Here is a 20,737-nt window from a genome sequence, read left to right on the forward strand (position 1 = left end):
AACACCTCTATTTCCGAATCGGCAGGTAAACCGAAAACTCGGTATGCCCCGGCCAACTGGTAAATTCAATTTTGCCGGCGTGTTGATCGATAAGATTGCGGGCGATAGATAACCCAAGCCCGGTGCCGCCTTCGCGACCGCTGACCATCGGGTAGAACAGCGTATCCTGTAAATGGGGAGGAATGCCCGGCCCATTGTCTTCAACGTCTATACGCGCCGCCAGGCGATAGCGTTCGCCATGCAGCGTTAACTGGAAGGCGGTACGGGTACGCAGCGTAATTTCGCCGCCATCCGGCCCCAGCGCCTGCAAGGCATTGCGGACAATATTCAGCAGTACTTGCTCAATTTGTTCCGGGTCATGCGGCAGTTCTGGCAGACTGGGGTCGTAATCGCGGATAAGCCGGACATTATCCGGCAGTTCCATCGACACCAGCGCCACCACGCGCTCCGCGACTTTATGTATGCTCTCGGTAATGTGCATTCCCGGGTGCTGCGGCCCCAGCAAACGATCGACAAGGTTGCGTAGCCTGTCGGCCTGTTCAATGATGACTTTGGTATATTCCGTTAGCGCCGGGTCGGGCAGCGCCTTGCTGAGTAGCTGCGCCGCGCCGCGCAGGCCGCCGAGCGGATTTTTGATTTCGTGCGCCAGACCGCGCACCAGATCGCGGGCGGCGATTTGCTGCGCGTGCTGCAACTGCTCCTGACTCAGACGACGCTGGTTATCCATCGGTGCCATTTCGAGCAGTATAAAATCGTCGGGCAGACGTTGGGCGGTCAAAGAGAGAATATGCGAGCGACTATCAATCACCAGCGTCACTTCGTTATCGGTAAAGCCTTGCCCTGCCGCTAAACTTTCGCGCATCAGGTCAATGTTTAACGAAAAATAGCTCAACAGTTCAGGTAACGGCGTCCCGAACAGTTTGCGTGAGCTTTGCGCGAGCAACTGCTGCGCGGCAGGGTTGGCGTAATGGATTGCCAGCGCGTCGTCGACCACCAGCACGCTGTTGATTAACGAATTGAGGATCTGCCCAGCATCGGGCTGTATGCCGCTTGCCATTCAGCAGTCTCCTGGAAAAGGTTGCACCATTTTAGTGCATTATAGCTTTTTACCACTAAAAAGCGCGTGAGATCAGATTGTTGGTGGAGAAAAAAGCCCATCCTGGGATGGGCTGAAAGTTTCCACGGCAACTCAAAAACTCCTGACGCCTTTCACGCTGCTGCTGCGTTGGCTGCCTTCGCTTACCCCAGTCTCATCGCTATCTATGCTCCTGGGGATGTGCTCAGTTGCCGCCTTGCAGCAACGCGAAATTCGTCGGATCTTTAATATACGATTAAACGCTGTAGTACAGCTCAAACTCTACCGGGTGCGGGGTCATACGCACGCGGTCATCTTCTTCGCGACGCAGCGCAATATACGCATCGATCGCTTCATCCGTGAACACGCCGCCTGCTTTCAGGAACTCGCGGTCCAGGTCCAGCGCGTTCAGCGCTTCTTCCAGAGAACCCGCTACCTGTGGGATCTCTTTCGCTTCTTCCGGCGGCAGGTCATACAGGTTTTTGTCCATGGCTTCGCCCGGGTGAATCTTATTCTTAATCCCGTCCAGACCGGCCATCAGCAGGGCGGCAAAGCACAGATATGGGTTAGCCGCCGGGTCCGGGAAGCGAACTTCGATACGGCGCGCTTTCGGAGACGCCACCACCGGAATACGGATGGAGGCGGAACGGTTACGGGCGGAGTAGGCCAGCATCACCGGCGCTTCGTAACCCGGGACCAGACGCTTGTAGGAGTTGGTGGTCGGGTTCGCCAGGGCGTTGATGGCTTTGGCGTGTTTGATGACGCCGCCGATGTAGTACAGCGCCTGCTCAGACAGACCGGCATATTTGTCGCCAGAGAACAGGTTGGTGCCGTTCTTCGCCAGCGACATGTGGCAGTGCATACCGGAACCGTTATCGCCGAACATCGGTTTTGGCATAAAGGTCGCGGTCTTACCGAAGCGGTGAGCCACGTTATGCACGACATATTTGTAAATCTGAATTTCGTCGGCTTTTTTGGTCATGGTGTTAAAGCGGGTCGCCACTTCGTTCTGACCTGCGGTCGCTACTTCGTGGTGGTGCGCTTCAACGACCAGGCCCATCTGCTCCATGACCAGACACATTTCAGAACGGATATCCTGCGCGGAGTCGACTGGCGGAACCGGGAAATAACCGCCTTTCACGCCCGGACGATGGCCTTTGTTGCCGCCTTCGTACTTGGTAGAGGAGTTCCAGGCGCCTTCAATATCGTCAATCGCAACATGTGAGCCGGAGATAGATGCGCCGAAGCGGATGTCGTCGAACAGGAAGAATTCAGGTTCCGGCCCAAACAGGACGGTATCGGCGATACCGGTCGCGCGCAGGTAGTCTTCCGCACGTTTTGCGATGGAACGTGGGTCACGGTCATAACCTTGCAGAGTGCCAGGCTCCAGGATGTCGCAACGGATAATCAGGGTAGAGTCCGCGAAGAACGGGTCGATAACCGCAGTGGACGCATCGGGCATCAGCACCATGTCGGATTCGTTAATGCCTTTCCAGCCGCCGATAGAGGAGCCGTCAAACATTTTGCCTTCTTCAAAGAATTCGGCATTTACCTGATGAGCAGGAATCGTGACGTGCTGTTCTTTGCCTTTGGTATCGGTGAAGCGCAGATCGACAAACTTCACTTCGTGCTCGTTCAGCATCGTCAAAACGTGTTCAGCGGACATACTTGTACTCTCCCGGATTGGTCATGGTCGGTCGTCGTGGTAACGAGATCTTCAATTCTGCTGGCCGTGTCGCCGTAAAAATATAAAGCGAAATCTGTGCCAACTTTCACATTGCCCCAAAAGGCGTTATCATGCGCACCATCGTGCAAAAGGGCTGCACCACGGTGACTATGTTGCACCAAAATAGTGCTTCAATGTGAACATTAAGCACCACATTGGTGCAATAGAACGCAAGCCACCCTTTTAACGCTCCGTGAAAGCGATCACAAAGAGACTCTGCAATACTTGTTTGCGGAGGATGTTTGTGATCCTGTTTTGTAGTGCGATTAATCCGTGTACAATAACGCGCTATTTCTAATGCCTGAGGCAAAGTTGTGATCGAAAATTTGCGTAACATCGCCATCATCGCGCACGTTGACCATGGTAAAACTACCCTGGTTGATAAGCTGCTCCAGCAATCCGGTACGTTCGACGCGCGTGCCGAAACTCAAGAGCGAGTGATGGACTCCAACGATTTGGAGAAAGAGCGTGGTATTACTATCCTCGCTAAAAACACCGCTATTAAATGGAATGATTACCGTATCAACATCGTTGATACTCCCGGGCACGCTGACTTCGGTGGTGAAGTAGAGCGCGTCATGTCCATGGTTGACTCTGTGCTGCTGGTGGTTGACGCATTTGACGGCCCGATGCCGCAAACGCGCTTCGTGACCAAAAAAGCCTTTGCTCATGGCCTGAAACCTATTGTGGTTATCAACAAGGTTGACCGTCCTGGCGCGCGCCCTGACTGGGTTGTTGACCAGGTATTCGACCTGTTTGTTAACCTCGACGCGACCGACGAACAGCTGGACTTCCCGATCATCTACGCTTCGGCGCTGAACGGTATCGCGGGTCTGGACCACGAAGATATGGCGGAAGACATGACCCCGCTGTATCAGGCGATCGTTGATCATGTTCCGGCGCCGGACGTTGACCTCGATGGTCCGTTGCAGATGCAGATCTCCCAGCTGGACTACAACAACTATGTTGGCGTTATCGGCATTGGCCGTATCAAACGCGGCAAAGTGAAGCCGAACCAGCAGGTCACTATCATCGATAGTGAAGGGAAAACCCGTAACGCGAAAGTAGGTAAAGTGCTGACGCATCTGGGTCTGGAGCGTATCGACAGCGATATCGCCGAAGCGGGCGATATCATTGCGATCACCGGTCTGGGCGAGCTGAACATTTCCGACACCATCTGCGACCCGCAGAACGTTGAAGCGCTGCCGGCGCTGTCCGTTGATGAGCCGACCGTGTCTATGTTCTTCTGCGTTAACACCTCGCCGTTCTGCGGTAAAGAAGGTAAGTTTGTGACTTCTCGTCAGATTCTTGACCGTCTGAACAAAGAGCTGGTGCATAACGTGGCGCTGCGCGTTGAAGAAACCGAAGATGCGGATGCGTTCCGTGTATCCGGTCGTGGCGAACTGCACCTGTCCGTGCTGATTGAAAATATGCGTCGTGAAGGTTTCGAACTGGCGGTTTCCCGTCCGAAAGTTATCTTCCGTGAAATCGACGGTCGTAAACAAGAGCCGTACGAAAACGTGACGCTGGACGTCGAAGAGCAGCACCAGGGGTCTGTCATGCAGGCGCTGGGCGAGCGTAAAGGCGACCTGAAAAACATGAATCCGGACGGTAAAGGCCGCGTACGTCTCGACTACGTGATCCCAAGCCGTGGGCTGATTGGTTTCCGTTCAGAATTTATGACCATGACTTCCGGTACGGGTCTGCTGTACTCCACCTTCAGCCATTACGACGATATTCGTCCGGGTGAAGTGGGCCAGCGTCAGAACGGCGTACTGATCTCCAACGGTCAGGGTAAAGCGGTGGCGTTTGCGCTGTTCGGTTTGCAGGATCGCGGTAAGCTGTTCCTGGGTCACGGCGCGGAAGTTTACGAAGGCCAGATTATTGGTATTCACAGTCGCTCCAACGACCTGACGGTAAACTGCCTGACCGGTAAGAAACTGACCAACATGCGTGCGTCCGGTACGGATGAAGCGGTGATCCTGGTTCCGCCAATTAAAATGAGCCTTGAGCAAGCGCTGGAGTTCATTGATGACGACGAACTGGTAGAAGTCACTCCAACCTCTATCCGTATCCGTAAACGTCACCTGACGGAAAACGATCGCCGCCGTGCGAACCGTGGTCAGAAAGAAGAGTAATTAACGTTCTTACGGATAAAAACCCTGTCGAAATGAAAACTCGGCGGGGTTTTTTTATTCACATTGATAAAGAGATAAGGTTGCCAAAAAATCAGCAATCGCTGGCGTATTATGCCGACCAATGACAATGGTCAGTGAGCGAAGCTTTGGCAGATCTTCATCGGTTAACATCAAATTAATGAGTGTTCCTGGGTTAATTCATTGCCCCAATCAATATTAAATCGCTTATTCATTTGTTTCCCTTCTCTATAAGCATGAATACGGTAAAACGCTTTGTGAATATTATCATGGCGCTTAGGGGCAGGATATCGGGAGTCTGGTTCAGGATGAATGAGCGGGCAGAACAACTACCCGCTGTGATGCAGATTCGGAAAATAGAGGCGATAATATCAGAAGAAATACTTCGCCCCGATACGAATCTGGTTTTGCTCTCTATGGTAGGGACCCACGTTACGATCTAACCAGCGTAATTCAAAGTAGGGCAACCAGTGTTCATTGATACGATAACGGAAGGTATTAGTGATTTCCCAATGATGCTTCGTACCATTACTACTATTAAAATCATTAACGTTATAAAAATAGTGTGGTTCAAAGGTATAAGAAAATTTATCGGTAATGGTAAAATTCCAATAGTTACCGATTTCATAGCTGTCATTATTATCCAGTTCGCCATTCAAATCGGTTGAACTATAATTATTGTGATTATATCGGTTACGTACCGTAAGATTAAACCACGGGGTAAATTTATAGTTAACATCCAGATAGACGGCGCCGCCGGAACCAATGCTTTTGTCGTTTATTAACCCCCCTGGCTGAATGGTTAATTTATCTGTAGGTTTAAATAACGGATACCAGCCCTCAATCTCATTATAACCGTGCTTTAATTCATCATCACGCTGTAGCGTATAGGTATTGGTCAACATAATTCCGGCCCCCATATCGGAGTTATAGCCGACGCGCAGCATAAACTCCATTTGGTCAGACGCCAGGTTATAGGCCTCACGGTTTTCTACATAAGCGCCAGCAAAAACAGAGGTGGATATTACTGAAGTTAATATCACTAGAGTATTCAGAGATTTCATAATAAATCCATTTTTCAAATATAGGGAAGCCGCCATCCATCGGGATGGATAAAGCGGCAAGCGTCGTTTAATTATTTACAGTAGAAATACTTTGTTTATTATTAGTCGCGACAATTTGATTACCTGTTTTCTTTCGTTGGGCAATTTCCTCGATAATAAAAGCGAAACGTTGTTCATTGAGCTTATAAAAAAAGCCCATCGTTAGTGCTGCGATAATGGCAAGACCGCAAGGCCATAAAAAAATGAGCTGACGCAAACCAAGCAACGTGGTGTCACTTTGAGCTATGTTGGGGATATAACCGATTTGCGTCAGCATAATACCTGGCAAAAAGCCAGCAAGCGCAGCGGAAATTTTGCGGGAAAAGGTATAACCCGTATACACCGAGCCTTCAGCGCGAATACCCGTTTTCCATTCACCGTAGTCAACCGTATCCGGAACCAGCGCCCAGTTCAGGCTGTTGACGAAAGCGGTACCGAAGAAGGCGATACAAGAGAAAATAACAAACAGGAATGACGTTCCACCCCAGATAAAATTCAGGATATCGCCAACGGCCCACAATATCAGACCACCAAGATAAACCTGTTTTTTCCCGAAGCGTTTTACCGCAGCAGGTACTAATAAAACACCAATCAGGATACAGCCCATGCTGAAAAAACCCATCCATGACAACAAATGAATATCGTTCAGCACGTACTGAGTGTAATAAACCTGAATGGCCAGCTTGATATTAAAGGCGGCCAGCGTGCACAAATTGGCGACGCAGAGCACCAGCAGCGGCGGATTACGAAAAATCGCGCAGAAGGATTTCAATATGCTGGGTTTATGCGTGTCAGGCACGGTTTCGATATACCGTTCTTTCACCCCGCTAAAGCACCACCACATGCTGAACAGCCCGCAGACCGAAAAAATGACTGCTGCAATCAGATAACCCAGCGAAGGGGAACGGGTAAACAGCGCCTGAATGGGCATAAAACCTACGGTACAAAGAAGAAGGCCAATGGTAGCACCGCCTTGTCGCCATGCGGCGAGCTGGGCGCGCTCATGCGGATTTTTGGTAATAGCGGGTACCATCGCGCCGTATGAGCAGTTCATCAGGCTGTAGAACAGACCGAACAACATAAACAGCACCGTCGCGAAGGCTGTTTTAACGGGTAAAGTAAAGTGAGTGGCAAAGAATTGCGCAGTAGCAACCAGAGCGACCGGAAATGACGCATACAGAATAAAAGGCCGAAACTTTCCTTTTGCGCCAATATTACGGCGTGAGTCCAGCAATACGCCGGTGAGCATATCGGTAAAAGCGGTGAAGAATTTCGCCACCAGAAAGATAATTCCACCGTAATATGCAGGCATCCCGAGTTCATCGGTATAAAACTTCAGTAGATACAGCGTACCGATACACAGCATCAGATTTGAGCCGAAATCGCCCACGCCATAGGCGCATTTTTCCCGCAGGCTCAACTTTAGCGTTAGCGGATCATGATTAGACATAATCGCCTCTCAAAACGCCCCGCAGGGCGTTATATTTTATTGTTGTTAAACCGTATGTTTCCGGGCCTCAATCTCTTCCACAATTCGCACGTACATCTTCTCGTTGAGGTTGTAGAAACAGCCCATCGCAATAATGGTGATGACCGCCAGCACGCAAGGATAAATAAAGATCAACTGGCGTAGGCCTTCGACGGTGCCTGCCGATTGCACCACATTCGGGATATAACCGATTTGCGTCAGCATCCAGCCGGGGAAGAACCCTGCCAGCGCCTGGGAGACCTTACGGAAGAAGGTGAAGCCGGTGTAAACCGTCCCTTCCGAGCGGACGCCGGTGCGCCATTCACCGTACTCCACCGTGTCGGAAACCAGCGCCCAGTTCAGGCTGTTGACGAAGGCGGAACCGAAGAACGCCAGGCAGGAGAAGGCGACAAAACTGACCGAGCCGCCGCCAAAGAAGTAGTTGAGCAGATCGCCCGCCACCCATATTAACAGCCCGCCGATATAGACTTTCTTCTTGCCAAAACGCCTTACTGCGCCGGGCATCAAAAAGACGCCGATAAAAATACAGCCCATGCTAAAGAAGCCCATCCAGGAGAGGAGGATCGGGTCGTTAAGAACGTACTGTGTGTAATAAACCTGAATCGCCAGTTTGACGTTGAAGGCGCCGAGAGTACAAAGGTTGGCGATACACAGAATAAACAGCGGACGGTTACCGGCGATGGCGCGGAACGACTGCAATAATCCGGGCTTTTGCGCGTTATCGACAGGTTTCACTTCGACGTAGCGCTCTTTAACGCCGGCGTAGCACAGCCACATAAATAGCAGGCCAAACAATGAAAATAGCGTGGCGGCGAAAATATAGCTGAGCTGGGCATTGCCTTCGATCAGGTTCATGACCGGCACAAAGCCAACGGTACACAGCAGCAGGCCGAGAGTGGCGCCGCCCTGACGCCACGCGGCAAGCGAGGCGCGTTCATCCGGGTTCTTGGTAATCGCGGGCACCATCGCGCCATACGAGCAGTTCATCATGCTGAAAACCAGCCCGTACAGCATAAACAGTATCGTTGCGACGACGGTTTTTCCCGTCACCTCAAACGGTGTGCCGACAAAGTTAGCAATCGCCAGTAGCGTTACTGGAAATGCCGCGTAAAGCACGAACGGGCGGAATTTGCCCTTCGGACCAATTTTACGCCGCGAGTCGAGCATAATGCCGGTACCCATATCGGTAAATGCGGTAAAAAATTTGGCGATCAGGAAAATGATCCCGCCGTAAGTCCCTGGTAAACCCAGCACATCGGTATAAAATTTGAGTAAATAGAGGGTCCCGATATCTAACAGGATATTGGAACCTAAATCCCCCAGTCCATAGGCAAGTTTTTCTTTAAACGGCAAGCGTAGGGTTGCCGGATTCGATGATGTTTGACTCATTATTCTTCTCCATCTGCCCGCAGGTTTCCCTGCGGGCGAGCCGTATTAGATATTCCGTAAAGAAGCAAAAAGTAAAGCCCACTCGCTCTTCGCGCGATAGAAGACCGGCGGCTTGCCAATGGGCGCATCCACGGTAATTTCACCGCCGTGGTGAGCTTCGCCGGTCCAGATATTCACCCAGTGATCTTCCGGCAGATACAGCGTCCAGTCGCAACGCCCCTGCTCGTGAACCGGCGCGACCAGCAGATCCTGACCGAGCAGATATTGATATTTCAGGGTGTAGGTTGCGGCATCGTTCTCGTAGTGCAGGAATAGCGGACGCATGACCGGCAGACCGGTAGCCGCGTTTTGCGCCACCGCCTGCTTGAGATACGGTTTCAGCGTGGTAAAGACGGTGGTCATGCGGGCAAAGTGGGCAATAGTTTCCGCGTCGCCGTCAAACTGCCAGTTATCGCCGGGGCGGTTGCCTTCATGGGTGCGCATCATCGGCGTAAAGGCGCTGAAATCGCACCAGCGCAGCAGCAACTCTTTGCTGCGTTTCATGTCAAACAGGGTGGTGTAGCCGCCGATATCGCTGTGATGCAGACCATGGCCGGTCATCGCCAGCGACAATGCCGCAGGCACTACAGAGGCCAGACCATCATCAAGGCTCCAGTCAACGTTCTGGTCGCCTGCCCACATCATGGTGGAATATTTCTGACTGCCGGTGTAACCCGCACGCATAAAGAACAGGATCTCGCCGAGCTTGCCGGTCTCCTGTAGCGCTTCGTAGTTACATTTCGCCCAGAGCGCAGGCCAGGCGTTATGCATGATCTCGGCGCTGACGCCGTTGTGCAGATACGTGTCGGTCGGCAGATATTCGCCGAAATCCGCCATCCAGCCGCTGCAGCCGAGCGCGATCATGTTCTTTTTGATGACGTCTTTGAACCAGTCGTAAGCTTCAGGATTGGTCAGATCGACCACGCCGCCATAGAATTCGCCAAACTCGACCAGATAGTCGCCGCCCGTGGCGTCTTTCGCCAGATAGCCGTGTTTCGCCGCCTCAGCGCAGAGGTCTTTATCACTGGCGACGTATGGGTTGATATAAGAGAGGAACTGTACGCCTTCTTCTTTCCACTGTTTGATACGGCTATCCAGTTGCGGATAGTTGTCGCTATTCCACTTCCAGTTCCACATCACGCGCTTGCCAAAGGAGGTCATGCGGATACCGGACCAGTCCTGCGCCCAAATACCGTTCACTTTTACGCCTGCGTTGCGCATGGTATCCAGTTTTTGCTGGCAAACTTCCGTACCGCCCTGAATGCCTAGCGTGACGCCGTTGTAAACCCAGTCCGGCAGCTCCGGCTGGCGACCTAACAGCGCAGTCAGTTTTTCCAGCAGGGCGATGTAGGTGTCGGCACACTCAAAACGCAGCGTAGTTTTATCTTCCCACAGCGCCAGTTCGTGATACTCCGGCGCGCTGAAGTCGAAATTCATATAGCAGCTATTATCGACGTGGCAGTAATACTTCTGCGTGCTGACAAAGGTCGGTTGCGGGAAGAAGGTCCAGTAATAGTCGCCGCCGGCATTCTCTTTACAGTCTGCCTGCCAGGTGACATAGCTGGTTTTATTACGGCCAACGCCCTGTTCGCTGGTCCACAGCGGGAACGGCTTGCCGCGCAAATCGAAATAAGAGAACTGTTCGCCGCAGCCGTAGATATGGTCGTCTGGATTAGCCGCGAGGCGTAACCAGATACGGTTATGGTGCAGGTCGTCGTTTTGCAGATCCAGCTTCAGGCGTCCCGCCTCATCGGCGGAGATGCGAAGGGTGGCGCTAATTGTTGCGCCACGGCTGAATTGTACCAGCCAGCCGTCGGGTAGCTCGCTGACCGTGGCCTCCGTTAATGCAATCTTCTCGTTAAGTTTGTCTTTGATGCTGAAGTTGCCGCGAAACATGTCAATGTCGGCAACGCCCGCGCCAATCCACAGACAGGGATTTTCGGTGCTGTGGCGTAAAATCAGGCGCTGCTGCCAGTTAAGCGCAAAACCATCCTGTGATGTTGTCAGTTCAAAATCGGTTGACCGTTGTGGTAGAGAATTCATTGTAATCTCCGTGAATGTAGGGTAATTCGGTAATCCATTTGGGCTAGTCGCAGCCGATGGAAAAATGCAGTTGATGGATCGCTTTTGGGGCAAGATGAATCAGCGCGATCCCGGAATTAAATGCATCGGGCGGGCAGCTCATAGGCTCTACCGCGAGACCTTTTCGGCTGAGTTTTTCGCCGGTATAGATCTGTAGCCAGGGTTGATTGCTGCGTAAAAATGTAGACATGTTCTGCGTTGGGCTGGTAAGTCTGACCTCCCACTCAGCCGGGGTAGTCGCGGTCTTAACCGCATGATCAAGGCGCGTTTCGCCGAGCAGGCATGATGCGGAAAAATCCCTGCCTGCGGGCAATTCTTCGCTTGCAGGCAGTGTTAATACACAGCTATCGATGCTTTGCAGATTACAAGTCAAATAAGGATGTGCGCCCGCGCCATAAGGGGCTGATTCATCGCCAATGTTTTGCGTACGAATCAATACGCGCAGCCCACTGGCGGCATCTAACCGATAAATTACTTCCGATATCAACGCAAAGGGATAGCCGTAAGAGGGCGGCAGAAAAATCGTTAGCGACGCTTCCGTCGCCGACTGATAATTAATCTGCCAGTCTCGCCAGGCTAACAGACCGTGAATGGCGGTCTGCGAAACCGGGTCGTTAACGGCAAGCTGGAAAACCTTGCCGTTATAGGAGTAGCAGCCATTTGTCACGCGATTGGGCCAGGGAATCAATACTTTCCCCAGATGCGCCATGGGTATTTCTTCCGGTTTATGCGGGATGACCACATGGCGTCCATGATGGGTCAGTTCCGCCAGACCTGCGCCAACCGTGACAATTTTCGCCTGGTAATGGCCCGCATTAAGCTGAATAGTTTTTCCACCGCTGTGCATGGCTGCCATCCTCATGACCTATTTCGCGTTGATATCCAGGAGACCCGCCGCGACCGCTGGAGCCAGGCCCGGCGCCAGTGGCAGACGAGGAATGACCAGGCAGTGCAGCAGATGGTAAATATCTTGCTTGCCGTCCCACACTTTGGTGGTCACTTTGTTATCGGCGTCCAGCTCTTGCCACCAGGAACCATTTTCATAGTCCATCAGGTACTTAATGCAGTAGTCCCACCATTTCTGATACCACTCTTCATACTGGCTATCGCCCGTCAGGGTGTAGAGGGCGTAGGCCGTACCCATCGCTTCCACAATCGGCCAGCGCACGCGTTCACGTACGATAGGTTTACCGTCCCAGTCGACTGAGTAGACAAAGCCGTCTGCGCCATCTGGCGCCCAGGCGTCGCGGATAGTGGCATGGAACAGACCTTTCGCATCCTCCAGCAGCCAGGCGGGTGGCGTTTCGAAGCGGGCTTCCAGCGCAGCATGGAGATGGAGCATCAGACGGCCCCACTCAATCCAGTGACCTGGCGTACCGCCGTAGGCGCGGAAACGGTGGGCAGGATTATCTTTGTTGTAGTCGCGGATAGGGTTCCACTGTGAATCGAAGTGCTCATTGACGCGGTAATCACCGTTGCGCGCTACATCATGAATAATTACCGACGCGATACGCAGTGCGCGATCCAGCCATTTTTTGTCATGGGTAACGTCATAAACAATCAGGAACGCTTCGACGGCGTGCATATTGGCGTTGCCGCCACGGTAGTCTTCGGTTGTGCTAAAGGCTTCGTCCCAGGACTCCAGGCACATTTGCTCTTCTTCACTCCAGAAGTATTTCTCAATCACTTCTATGGTGTAATCCAGCAATTTTCTGGCTTCAGGGTGCCCGGTCGTGACGGCGCTGGCCGCGCCCAGCAGGGCGAAGAAGTGTTGATAACCCTGTTTAGAGGCATCTACCACGCCCTGATCGTTAACGCAGGCATACCAGCCGCCGTATTTTTTATCGCGCAGCGCGCCGTTCATGGCTTTGATACCGTGATCGACCAGATCATAAGCGCCCGGTCGGCCCATCGACGCCGCCACGGAATAAACGTGCAACATACGCGCCGTGATCCAAAGATGGGTGCCCATCTCTTCTTTGATTTGCCCTTTATTTCCCAGCCAACCGAAGCCTGTCGGCACCACGGCGTTTTTACCGAAATTAAAGATGCGGTCGGTTTCCTGCTCCAGCCAGCGGTTGTGGCTCAACGTGTTAAACCATTTCATTCTTTCATCCTCGTATTAACGACGTTTTGCCATCATTTCATCGACGATCTCGCCCAGACGTTGCAATTTAGGCGCGGAAACATCACGTAGCATCAGCTCGGTATCCGGTAAACCAATCACTGATGACCAGACCGCGCGTCCCGCCAGGAACCCGGATGCGCCAGCTTCCATGGCGACCCTGACCGCGCGAGGGAACAGTTTTTCGTCCACACCGGAAGAGAGGATGACCCACGGCATATTGATATGCCCATTCAGGCGTTGTGAGGCGGTAAGAAGATCGGAACGCGCGCCTTTGCCGTAGAGCGGCATTTCAACTTTGTAAAGATCGGCGCCGCTGTCGCCCAGCTCTTTGGCCGCATCGATAATCGCCTGCTCGCGATCGAACTTGTCGCCGCAGCGCGGCGGACGTACAACCGGTTCGATAATGCTCAGCAAACCATTGGAGTGACATAATTCATTGAATTCTTTGACCATATCCAGACGCTGCTGCGCGTCTTCGTCGCTGCGCCACAGCACCAACAGTTTTAAGGCTTTCGCGCCATCCCGTTTTACCGCCTGCGCATTAATTTTTTTATCAATGACCACGTTATCAACGGGAATACCGTTGCCCGGGATGAAATCATCCGCCGCGACGATCATGGCGCAGCTTTTAGCGACCGCGTTTTGTTCTACGGCCTGGCGATAACAGAACTGCTGATCCAGCAGAACGGCAGAGGCATACGGGGAAAGAATTTTCGCCGCATTCACTTTGAAATCCGTCAGCACGCTATCGGCAACGGGTGTTTTCGCACCAGCAGCAGCAAACATTAAACGCATCGCCTCGCGCTGATCGACAGCCAGCATGGCAAACCCGCCGGACGCTCGCGTAATGTCTTTGATGGTGTAGTTGTTCATTCAATTTTCCTTTATACAGTCGTTACTTTTTTACGTTGGCGGTCAGCCCGGCGCTGATGCGCACCTGTTCCAGGATGGCGCTCCAGTCTTCCCGACCGCGGCCTGCGGCCCGCGCCAGGTTATAAACTTCACGGGAGGCGGCGCCGAGCGGCATCGGTACGTGCAGTTGATTGGCGACATCCAACGCGATGCCAAGATCTTTGTGCGCCAGATCGATCATGAAGGCGGGAGACAGATCCCCTTTCATCACTTTATTCGGCCAGGTGGTGGTGAAATGCCCTTTGCCTGCGGCAGTGCCGCTCATCACTTTTAAAGCTACGTCGAAGGAAAGCCCCAGCGCTTCACACAGCACGGCGGCTTCGGCGGAGAGCGCATTTAGAGCAATACTCATGTAGTTGTTGATCAGTTTTACGCGAATACCCATTCCCGGGCCGCCGGTGTTGACCAGCTCATTACCCATCGCCATCAGAACAGGGGTAGCGCGCTCTACTTGCTCCGCCATACCGCCTGCCAGCAGCAACAATGTGCCGGTAATCGCGTTGTCGGATGTCCGGCCTACCGGCACATCCATCATGCTGAACCCTTTGCTCTGCATGTCGGCAATCAGCTTATCGGTTTGCAACGGATGAATAGTGGACATATCAATGACCAGCGCTTCACGGGAAAGGGTTTCACAAACGCCTTGCTCGCCAAACAAAACGGAACGAACCAGATCGCCGTTCGGGAGCATGGTGATAACAAATTCAGCGCCGATGGTTGCCTGAGCCGGGCTGCTTGCAGGTTGCGCGCCTTTGTCTACCAGACGCTGTACGGCGTCGGGATTAACATCGAAGACGCTGAGTTGATGGCCCTGCTTTAGCAGATTGCTCGCCATAGGGGAGCCCATCTGTCCCAACCCGATAAATGCTATAACTGCCATATCGTTCTCCTGAACACGGTGGTGTCATTTTTTGTCATTAATGAGCCTTTTTCTGTCTGTTTGTGATCGTATTTGTAATTTATAGTCAAAAAATTGACAGCCGTCACTTTTTAAACATTTCGTGAAATTAAAATGAGCACATCGAAAATGCTTGAGGAATGACCATGGTTCGTATTGCTTGTGTAGGTATTACCGTGATGGATCGCATCTATTACGTGGAAGGATTACCGACAGAAGGGGGTAAATATGTGGCGAAGCGCTATACGGAAGTGGGCGGCGGGCCTGCGGCGACCGCTGCCGTGGCTGCGGCGAAATTGGGCGCGCAGGTGGACTTTATTGGCCGTGTGGGCGATGACGACACCGGAAACAGCCTGCTGGCGGAACTGGAATCCCTGGGGGTAAATACCCGCTATACCCGCCGCTACACGCAGGCCATGTCGTCGCAGTCAGCGATTATGGTGGATGCCAAAGGAGAGCGGATTATCGTTAATTATCCTAGCCCGGATTTATTGCCTGACGCCGGCTGGCTTAACGACATCGATTTTTCGCAGTGGGATGTGGTGTTGGCGGATGTGCGCTGGCATGACGGCGCAAAACAGGCGTTTACGCTGGCGCGTCAGGCTGGCGTCATGACTGTTCTTGATGGCGATATTACGCCGCAGGATATTAGCGAGCTGGTGGCGTTAAGCGACCACGCCGCCTTCTCCGAGCCAGGGCTGGCACGCCTGACGGGGATGAGCGAAGCCATTGATGCGCTAAAAAAAGCACAAATGCTCACAAATGGACATGTCTATGTCACGCGAGGCAGCGAAGGCTGTAACTGGTTGGAAAAAGCGGCGGTACGCCACCAACCGGGTTTTACCGTGGAGGTAGTGGATACTACCGGCGCGGGCGATGTTTTTCATGGCGCACTGGCATTTGGCCTGGCAAGCGGATACGCCATCGAAGAGGCTGTCAGATTCGCCAGCGGCGTTGCCGCGCTGAAGTGTACGCGCCCAGGTGGCCGGGCGGGTATCCCTGATTGTGAGCAAACCCGATCTTTCTTGTCACTTTTTGTATAATATGAGCAGTAGGAAGCTTTTAGAGGAATGCTCATGAATCTTACCGAACTGACCGGTAATCCGCGACACGATCGGCTGTTAATGCTAATTGATGAGCGCGGCTATATGAATATCGATGAGTTAGCCAGTTTGTTGGAGGTCTCTACCCAGACGGTTCGCCGCGATATTCGTAAATTAAGCGAGCAGGGGCTGATTACGCGTCATCACGGCGGCGCTGGCAGAGCGTCCAGTGTGGTCAACACCGCCTTTGAGCAGCGAGAGGTCTCCTGGACGCAAGAGAAAAAAGCCATTGCGGAAGCCGTGGCTGACTATATTCCGGATGGCTCCACGATATTTATCACGATTGGAACGACGGTTGAGCAGGTGGCGCGCGCGCTGCTCAACCATAATCATCTGCGCATTATCACCAATAGCCTGCGCGTCGCGCACATTCTTTATAATAACCCTCGCTTTGAAGTGATGGTGCCGGGCGGCACGCTGCGCCCGCATAATAGCGGCATTATCGGGCCATCCGCGGCGGCGTTTGTCGCGGGGTTCCGGGCGGACTATCTCGTCACCAGCGTAGGCGCGATAGAGAGCGATGGCGCGTTACTGGAGTTTGATGTCAACGAAGCCAGCGTAGTGAAAACCATGATGGCCCACTCGCGACATATTCTGCTGGCCGCCGATCATACGAAATACCATGCTTCTGCGGCGGTTGAGATCGGCAATGTGTCACAGATTACCGCTCTGTTTACGGACGAGTATCCCGGTCCGGCATTACAGAATTTACTTCAATCCCAGCAAATCGAAGTGGTTCAGGTGAGTCCTTCGCTGGACGACGCCATTTCAGCGTGACAAGCGCCCTTGCGCCGGATGGTCGCGTCAGCGCTTTATCCGGCCAATAAAACGGCGCTGTGATGCAGGCGATATTGGGCATCGTCTGCGTTTCTATTGTCTTTTTGTTAATTGATTTATAAAGGGATACATAGTCAAACTTCTCCTTTCCCGCTACAGTTATTCATCCCCGGTTAGCAAGGAGAATGACATGCTCTACATCTTTGATTTAGGTAATGTGATTGTCGACATCGACTTTAACCGCGTATTAGGTGTGTGGAGCGATCTGAGTCGAGTACCGCTGGCTTCGCTGAAGCAAAAATTTACGATGGGCGAGACTTTTCACCAACATGAACGCGGTGAGATAACGGACGAAGCGTTTGCTGAAGCTTTCTGTCATGAAATGGCGTTATCGCTCAGTTATGAACAATTTGCGCACGGCTGGCAGGCGGTATTTGTCGGATTACGGCCCGAAGTGATTGCTATCATGCATAAACTGCGCGAGCAGGGGCATCGCGTGGTGGTGCTATCCAATACTAACCGACTGCATACCCACTTCTGGCCGGAGGAATACCCGGAGGTGCGCGCTGCCGCCGACCATATCTATTTATCGCAGGATTTGGGAATGCGTAAGCCGGAAGCGCGTATTTATCAGCACGTCCTGCAGAAAGAAGGTTTTTCCGCTGCCGATGCGGTCTTTTTCGACGACAATGCCGATAATATAGAAGGGGCCAACCAGTTGGGGATCACCAGCATTCTGGTGAAGGATAAAGCCACCATCCCTGACTATTTCGCGAAGCTGTTATGCTAAAAACCGTTCACCAAAAAGCTGGACGCCATACGCGCCCTGTTCGGGCCTGGCTCAAGCTATTATGGCAGCGTATCGATGAGGATAATATGACGACTCTGGCGGGAAACCTCGCCTATGTCTCATTACTCTCCTTAGTACCGCTTATTGCCGTCGTTTTTGCCCTTTTCGCTGCTTTTCCGATGTTTTCTGATGTCAGCATTCAGTTACGCCATTTTATTTTTGCTAACTTTATGCCAGCCACCGGAGACGTGATTCAGCGCTATATTGAGCAGTTTGTCGCTAATTCCAACAAAATGACGGCGGTGGGCGCCTGTGGACTGATTGTGACGGCATTGCTGTTGATGTACGCCATTGATAGCGCCTTAAACACTATCTGGCGCAGCAAACGCACACGGCCAAAAGTGTACTCTTTTGCGGTGTACTGGATGATCCTCACGCTCGGCCCGCTTCTCGCTGGCGCCAGCCTGGCGATCAGCTCCTACCTGCTTTCTTTACGCTGGGCCAGCGATCTGAATACGGTCATCGACAATGTATTGCGCATCCTTCCGCTGCTGCTCTCGTGGATCTCATTCTGGTTACTTTACAGTATTGTCCCAACAACTCGCGTACCGAACCGTGACGCCCTTGTCGGCGCGTTTGTCGCAGCGTTGCTGTTCGAGGCCGGAAAGAAAGGTTTCGCGCTTTATATCACCATGTTCCCGTCATATCAGCTCATTTATGGCGTACTGGCAGTGATCCCAATCCTGTTTGTCTGGGTATACTGGACCTGGTGTATAGTCTTGCTTGGCGCAGAAATAACTGTCACTCTCGGGGAATACCGAAAACTCAAACAAGCCGCAGAACAAGAAGAAGCTGACCAACCATGATTGCATTAATTCAACGCGTAACCCGTGCCAGCGTCACCGTGGAGGACGAGGTGACGGGTGAAATCGGCCCAGGACTTTTGGTGTTATTGGGTGTCGAAAAAGAAGATGACGAACAAAAAGCGAATCGTCTGTGCGAGCGCGTGCTGGGATACCGTATCTTCAGCGATGCTGACGGCAAGATGAATCTGAATGTACAACAGGCTGGCGGCAGCGTGCTGGTGGTGTCGCAGTTTACGCTGGCGGCAGATACCGAGCGCGGTATGCGACCAAGCTTTTCCGGCGGGGCTGCGCCGGATCGCGCGCAGGCGCTTTATGAATATTTTGTCGAACGCTGCCGCCAGCAGGCGATAAACACGCAAACCGGACGCTTCGCTGCCGATATGCAGGTTGAGCTGGTTAATGACGGTCCCGTGACATTCTGGCTCCAGGTATGAGTCAGCTTCCGGCGTGGCCGCGGATAACAAGAGAGAGTACGGCTATGTATCACCTTCGAGTTCCGCAAACAGAAGAAGAATTAGAACGTTACTACCAGTTTCGCTGGGAGATGCTGCGTAAACCGCTGCACCAGCCGAAAGGGTCGGAACGGGATGGCTGGGATGCGTTGGCGCACCATCAAATGGTGGTGGACGAAGAAGGAAACTTAGTTGCAGTGGGCCGCCTGTATATCAATGCAGATAACGAGGCGTCTATTCGTTTTATGGCTGTACATCCCTCGGTACAGGATAAAGGGCTGGGGACATTAATGGCAATGACCCTGGAGTCTGTTGCCCGCCAGGAAGGCGTTAAGCGCGTCACCTGCAGCGCGCGCGAAGATGCGGTTGAGTTCTTTGCCAAACTCGGATTTGTCAATCAAGGGGAGATTACTACGCCCACAACTACGCCAATCCGCCATTTTCTGATGATTAAACCGGTAGCATCGCTGGATGATATCCTGCATCGCGGCGACTGGTGCGGGCAGCTTCAGCAGGCCTGGTATGAGCACATTCCATTGAGCGAAAAGATGGGGGTGCGCATTCAGCAGTACACCGGGCAAAAATTTATTACCACGATGCCGGAAACCGGTAATCAAAATCCGCATCACACGGTGTTTGCCGGCAGCCTGTTCTCCCTGGCGACGCTGACTGGATGGGGACTTATCTGGCTGATGCTCCGTGAACGTCACCTGGGCGGGACGATTATTCTTGCTGACGCCCATATTCGCTACAGTAAACCGATTAGCGGAAAGCCAAACGCCGTGGCTGATTTGGGCTCGCTAAGCGGTGATTTGGACAGGCTGGCGCGGGGTAAAAAAGCGCGTGTCCAGTTGCAGGTTGAACTGTTGGGCGGCGAGACCGCAGGGGCAATTTTCGAAGGCATTTATATCGTACTACCTGCGAAACCGTTCGGCCCGTATGAAGAGGGCGGGAATGAGGAGGAGTAGCTGGACATATCCAACTACTCGATGAAGGCATCCGCTGGTAGTTTAAAGCGTTGTGTAAGCGCTTTAATATGATTAACCGTTAGTGCTCTGCGGCCATTTAAGATGTTGCTGACGTTCGATTTAGAACCAAGTTCGTTGGCAAGATCTGCTGCTTTGAGACCGTATTGATCCATGAGCGTTCGCAATACTGAAACGCCAGGGGGCGTTTTCTCCAGGTGTTGGTTGAGTGCTTTGAATTCCGGCGCATGTTTTTCGTATTCACTGATTCGGGCACAGAGCAATTCAAATAGTGGGTTTTCAAGATCGTCGTGGTCGACCAGAAACTCCACTAGCGCTAGTGCCCTGCGATACTCATTGTCATTTCGGTCTTCCCCCATCAGTGGGACGCTTTTTACCGCATCGCTGAAGGTATCAACGATCTTTTTTGCGCTGGTTGCATCCATCTGACGATGAGTTCTCATTCTTTATTACCCCGATAATATGCGGTCAGTTTGTCATATTCGGCATGGGAAACGATATGTTTCACAAATATCTTATGTAACCTGAAATCTATGTAGGAAATGAGTCTCAGGCTGTTACCAGAAACATCAATCACCCACCATTTATCTCTGTACTTAAAATTATCCAGTGAAGGAATATACCGCTTCATCTCTTCAGGCTGAGTGAATGTTTTTTTCTCCAGAACATTCAGCAACTCAGTGAGAGCAAGCTCATGGTTTGGATACATGAGCATCGCTTCATTGAACGGTTTTCGGCTGATAACATGCACAATGTAGTTCCATTA

General features: G+C 52.4%; 19 protein-coding genes and 2 pseudogenes. 7 read left to right on the forward strand and 14 right to left on the reverse strand.

What is annotated here, in order from left to right:
- Nucleotides 1-7: 7 nt before the first annotated feature.
- Together glnL and glnA are read right to left on the reverse strand one after the other, a co-directional pair.
- Nucleotides 8-1,057: a nitrogen regulation protein NR(II) gene (gene glnL, locus ACLJPE_RS19500; RefSeq protein ID WP_000146192.1), complete on the reverse strand. Its 1,050-nt coding sequence runs from the start codon at nt 1,055-1,057 to the stop codon at nt 8-10.
- A 274-nt stretch (nt 1,058-1,331) separates the two neighbouring features.
- Nucleotides 1,332-2,741 carry a glutamate--ammonia ligase gene (glnA, locus tag ACLJPE_RS19505; protein ID WP_001271699.1) on the reverse strand — a complete coding sequence of 470 codons (1,410 nt, stop codon included), beginning with the start codon at nt 2,739-2,741 and terminating at the stop codon, nt 1,332-1,334.
- A gap of 374 nt (nt 2,742-3,115) precedes the next feature.
- Here glnA and typA point away from each other — a divergent pair, with 374 nt between their 5' ends.
- The gene (gene typA / locus ACLJPE_RS19510) at nt 3,116-4,939 is read left to right on the forward strand and encodes a ribosome-dependent GTPase TypA (protein WP_000572064.1); all 1,824 of its coding nucleotides are present in this window, start codon (nt 3,116-3,118) and stop codon (nt 4,937-4,939) included.
- Nucleotides 4,940-4,993: 54 nt separating this feature from the next.
- Here the strand turns inward: typA and ACLJPE_RS19515 are convergent.
- The 10 genes and pseudogenes from ACLJPE_RS19515 to yihU form a co-directional block, all read right to left on the reverse strand.
- Nucleotides 4,994-5,065: pseudogene (locus tag ACLJPE_RS19515) on the reverse strand (hypothetical protein); the annotation flags it as partial.
- A pseudogene (locus ACLJPE_RS19520) lies at nt 5,066-5,172 on the reverse strand (cytoplasmic protein); the annotation flags it as partial.
- A gap of 156 nt (nt 5,173-5,328) precedes the next feature.
- A complete protein-coding gene (ompL, locus tag ACLJPE_RS19525; protein WP_000838829.1) occupies nt 5,329-6,021 on the reverse strand; it encodes a porin OmpL in 693 nt (230 codons plus the stop codon).
- 67 nt (nt 6,022-6,088) lie between these two features.
- Complete coding sequence (locus ACLJPE_RS19530) at nt 6,089-7,510, reverse strand: MFS transporter (RefSeq protein WP_000064888.1); 1,422 nt, start codon at nt 7,508-7,510, stop codon at nt 6,089-6,091.
- Nucleotides 7,511-7,555: 45 nt separating this feature from the next.
- The gene (locus ACLJPE_RS19535) at nt 7,556-8,938 is read right to left on the reverse strand and encodes an MFS transporter (RefSeq protein ID WP_000084245.1); all 1,383 of its coding nucleotides are present in this window, start codon (nt 8,936-8,938) and stop codon (nt 7,556-7,558) included.
- Nucleotides 8,939-8,983: 45 nt separating this feature from the next.
- On the reverse strand, nt 8,984-11,020 hold the full coding sequence (locus ACLJPE_RS19540; protein WP_031602024.1) for an alpha-glucosidase: 2,037 nt from the start codon (nt 11,018-11,020) through the stop codon (nt 8,984-8,986).
- A gap of 43 nt (nt 11,021-11,063) precedes the next feature.
- A complete protein-coding gene (locus ACLJPE_RS19545; protein WP_015406200.1) occupies nt 11,064-11,921 on the reverse strand; it encodes an aldose-1-epimerase in 858 nt (285 codons plus the stop codon).
- A gap of 3 nt (nt 11,922-11,924) precedes the next feature.
- Nucleotides 11,925-13,166 carry a sulfoquinovose isomerase gene (yihS, locus tag ACLJPE_RS19550; RefSeq protein ID WP_031602025.1) on the reverse strand — a complete coding sequence of 414 codons (1,242 nt, stop codon included), beginning with the start codon at nt 13,164-13,166 and terminating at the stop codon, nt 11,925-11,927.
- 15 nt (nt 13,167-13,181) lie between these two features.
- Nucleotides 13,182-14,060, reverse strand: a complete 879-nt coding sequence (gene yihT / locus ACLJPE_RS19555; protein WP_001067413.1) for a sulfofructosephosphate aldolase — start codon at nt 14,058-14,060, stop codon at nt 13,182-13,184.
- Between the two features lie 22 nt (nt 14,061-14,082).
- Nucleotides 14,083-14,979: a sulfolactaldehyde 3-reductase gene (gene yihU / locus ACLJPE_RS19560; protein ID WP_031602026.1), complete on the reverse strand. Its 897-nt coding sequence runs from the start codon at nt 14,977-14,979 to the stop codon at nt 14,083-14,085.
- Nucleotides 14,980-15,143: 164 nt separating this feature from the next.
- On the opposite strand from yihU, the gene ACLJPE_RS19565 reads away from it, so the two are divergent.
- The 6 genes from ACLJPE_RS19565 (at nt 15,144) to fabY (ending at nt 19,953) form a co-directional block, all read left to right on the forward strand.
- On the forward strand, nt 15,144-16,040 hold the full coding sequence (locus tag ACLJPE_RS19565; protein WP_001528888.1) for a sugar kinase: 897 nt from the start codon (nt 15,144-15,146) through the stop codon (nt 16,038-16,040).
- Nucleotides 16,041-16,073: 33 nt separating this feature from the next.
- On the forward strand, nt 16,074-16,877 hold the full coding sequence (locus ACLJPE_RS19570; protein ID WP_039514532.1) for a DeoR/GlpR family DNA-binding transcription regulator: 804 nt from the start codon (nt 16,074-16,076) through the stop codon (nt 16,875-16,877).
- 190 nt (nt 16,878-17,067) lie between these two features.
- A complete protein-coding gene (gene yihX, locus ACLJPE_RS19575) occupies nt 17,068-17,667 on the forward strand; it encodes a glucose-1-phosphatase (protein WP_000965695.1) in 600 nt (199 codons plus the stop codon).
- Nucleotides 17,661-18,533 carry a virulence factor BrkB family protein gene (locus tag ACLJPE_RS19580; protein ID WP_000921423.1) on the forward strand — a complete coding sequence of 291 codons (873 nt, stop codon included), beginning with the start codon at nt 17,661-17,663 and terminating at the stop codon, nt 18,531-18,533. The genes yihX and ACLJPE_RS19580 overlap by 7 nt, the downstream gene beginning before the upstream one ends.
- Nucleotides 18,530-18,967, forward strand: coding sequence for a D-aminoacyl-tRNA deacylase (gene dtd, locus ACLJPE_RS19585; RefSeq protein ID WP_000560969.1), 438 nt, complete (start codon nt 18,530-18,532; stop codon nt 18,965-18,967). Before ACLJPE_RS19580 ends, dtd begins: the two co-directional genes overlap by 4 nt.
- 44 nt (nt 18,968-19,011) lie before the next feature.
- Nucleotides 19,012-19,953 (forward strand): fatty acid biosynthesis protein FabY, encoded by a 942-nt coding sequence (gene fabY, locus ACLJPE_RS19590; RefSeq protein WP_001518251.1) that lies wholly within the window; start codon nt 19,012-19,014, stop codon nt 19,951-19,953.
- A 14-nt stretch (nt 19,954-19,967) separates the two neighbouring features.
- Here the strand turns inward: fabY and ACLJPE_RS19595 are convergent, their stop codons facing one another.
- Both ACLJPE_RS19595 and ACLJPE_RS19600 read right to left on the reverse strand, forming a co-directional pair.
- Nucleotides 19,968-20,414: a type II toxin-antitoxin system HigA family antitoxin gene (locus ACLJPE_RS19595; RefSeq protein WP_001259009.1), complete on the reverse strand. Its 447-nt coding sequence runs from the start codon at nt 20,412-20,414 to the stop codon at nt 19,968-19,970.
- Nucleotides 20,411-20,722, reverse strand: a complete 312-nt coding sequence (locus tag ACLJPE_RS19600; protein WP_000558166.1) for a type II toxin-antitoxin system HigB family toxin — start codon at nt 20,720-20,722, stop codon at nt 20,411-20,413. Before ACLJPE_RS19600 ends, ACLJPE_RS19595 begins: the two co-directional genes overlap by 4 nt.
- Nucleotides 20,723-20,737: the final 15 nt, after the last annotated feature.

Origin of the sequence: Salmonella sp. SAL04196 (genome assembly GCF_046550835.1) — a bacterium.
Lineage (GTDB): Bacteria > Pseudomonadota > Gammaproteobacteria > Enterobacterales > Enterobacteriaceae > Salmonella > Salmonella enterica.

Coding starts and splice junctions, on each gene's coding strand:
- glnL (WP_000146192.1), bottom strand. CDS start 1,057: ATGGCAAGCGGCATACAGCCCGATGCTGGGCAGATCCTCAATTCGTTA.
- glnA (WP_001271699.1), bottom strand. CDS start 2,741: ATGTCCGCTGAACACGTTTTGACGATGCTGAACGAGCACGAAGTGAAG.
- ompL (WP_000838829.1), bottom strand. CDS start 6,021: ATGAAATCTCTGAATACTCTAGTGATATTAACTTCAGTAATATCCACC.
- ACLJPE_RS19530 (WP_000064888.1), bottom strand. CDS start 7,510: ATGTCTAATCATGATCCGCTAACGCTAAAGTTGAGCCTGCGGGAAAAA.
- ACLJPE_RS19535 (WP_000084245.1), bottom strand. CDS start 8,938: ATGAGTCAAACATCATCGAATCCGGCAACCCTACGCTTGCCGTTTAAA.
- ACLJPE_RS19540 (WP_031602024.1), bottom strand. CDS start 11,020: ATGAATTCTCTACCACAACGGTCAACCGATTTTGAACTGACAACATCA.
- ACLJPE_RS19545 (WP_015406200.1), bottom strand. CDS start 11,921: ATGAGGATGGCAGCCATGCACAGCGGTGGAAAAACTATTCAGCTTAAT.
- yihS (WP_031602025.1), bottom strand. CDS start 13,166: ATGAAATGGTTTAACACGTTGAGCCACAACCGCTGGCTGGAGCAGGAA.
- yihT (WP_001067413.1), bottom strand. CDS start 14,060: ATGAACAACTACACCATCAAAGACATTACGCGAGCGTCCGGCGGGTTT.
- yihU (WP_031602026.1), bottom strand. CDS start 14,979: ATGGCAGTTATAGCATTTATCGGGTTGGGACAGATGGGCTCCCCTATG.
- ACLJPE_RS19565 (WP_001528888.1), top strand. CDS start 15,144: ATGGTTCGTATTGCTTGTGTAGGTATTACCGTGATGGATCGCATCTAT.
- ACLJPE_RS19570 (WP_039514532.1), top strand. CDS start 16,074: ATGAATCTTACCGAACTGACCGGTAATCCGCGACACGATCGGCTGTTA.
- yihX (WP_000965695.1), top strand. CDS start 17,068: ATGCTCTACATCTTTGATTTAGGTAATGTGATTGTCGACATCGACTTT.
- ACLJPE_RS19580 (WP_000921423.1), top strand. CDS start 17,661: ATGCTAAAAACCGTTCACCAAAAAGCTGGACGCCATACGCGCCCTGTT.
- dtd (WP_000560969.1), top strand. CDS start 18,530: ATGATTGCATTAATTCAACGCGTAACCCGTGCCAGCGTCACCGTGGAG.
- fabY (WP_001518251.1), top strand. CDS start 19,012: ATGTATCACCTTCGAGTTCCGCAAACAGAAGAAGAATTAGAACGTTAC.
- ACLJPE_RS19595 (WP_001259009.1), bottom strand. CDS start 20,414: ATGAGAACTCATCGTCAGATGGATGCAACCAGCGCAAAAAAGATCGTT.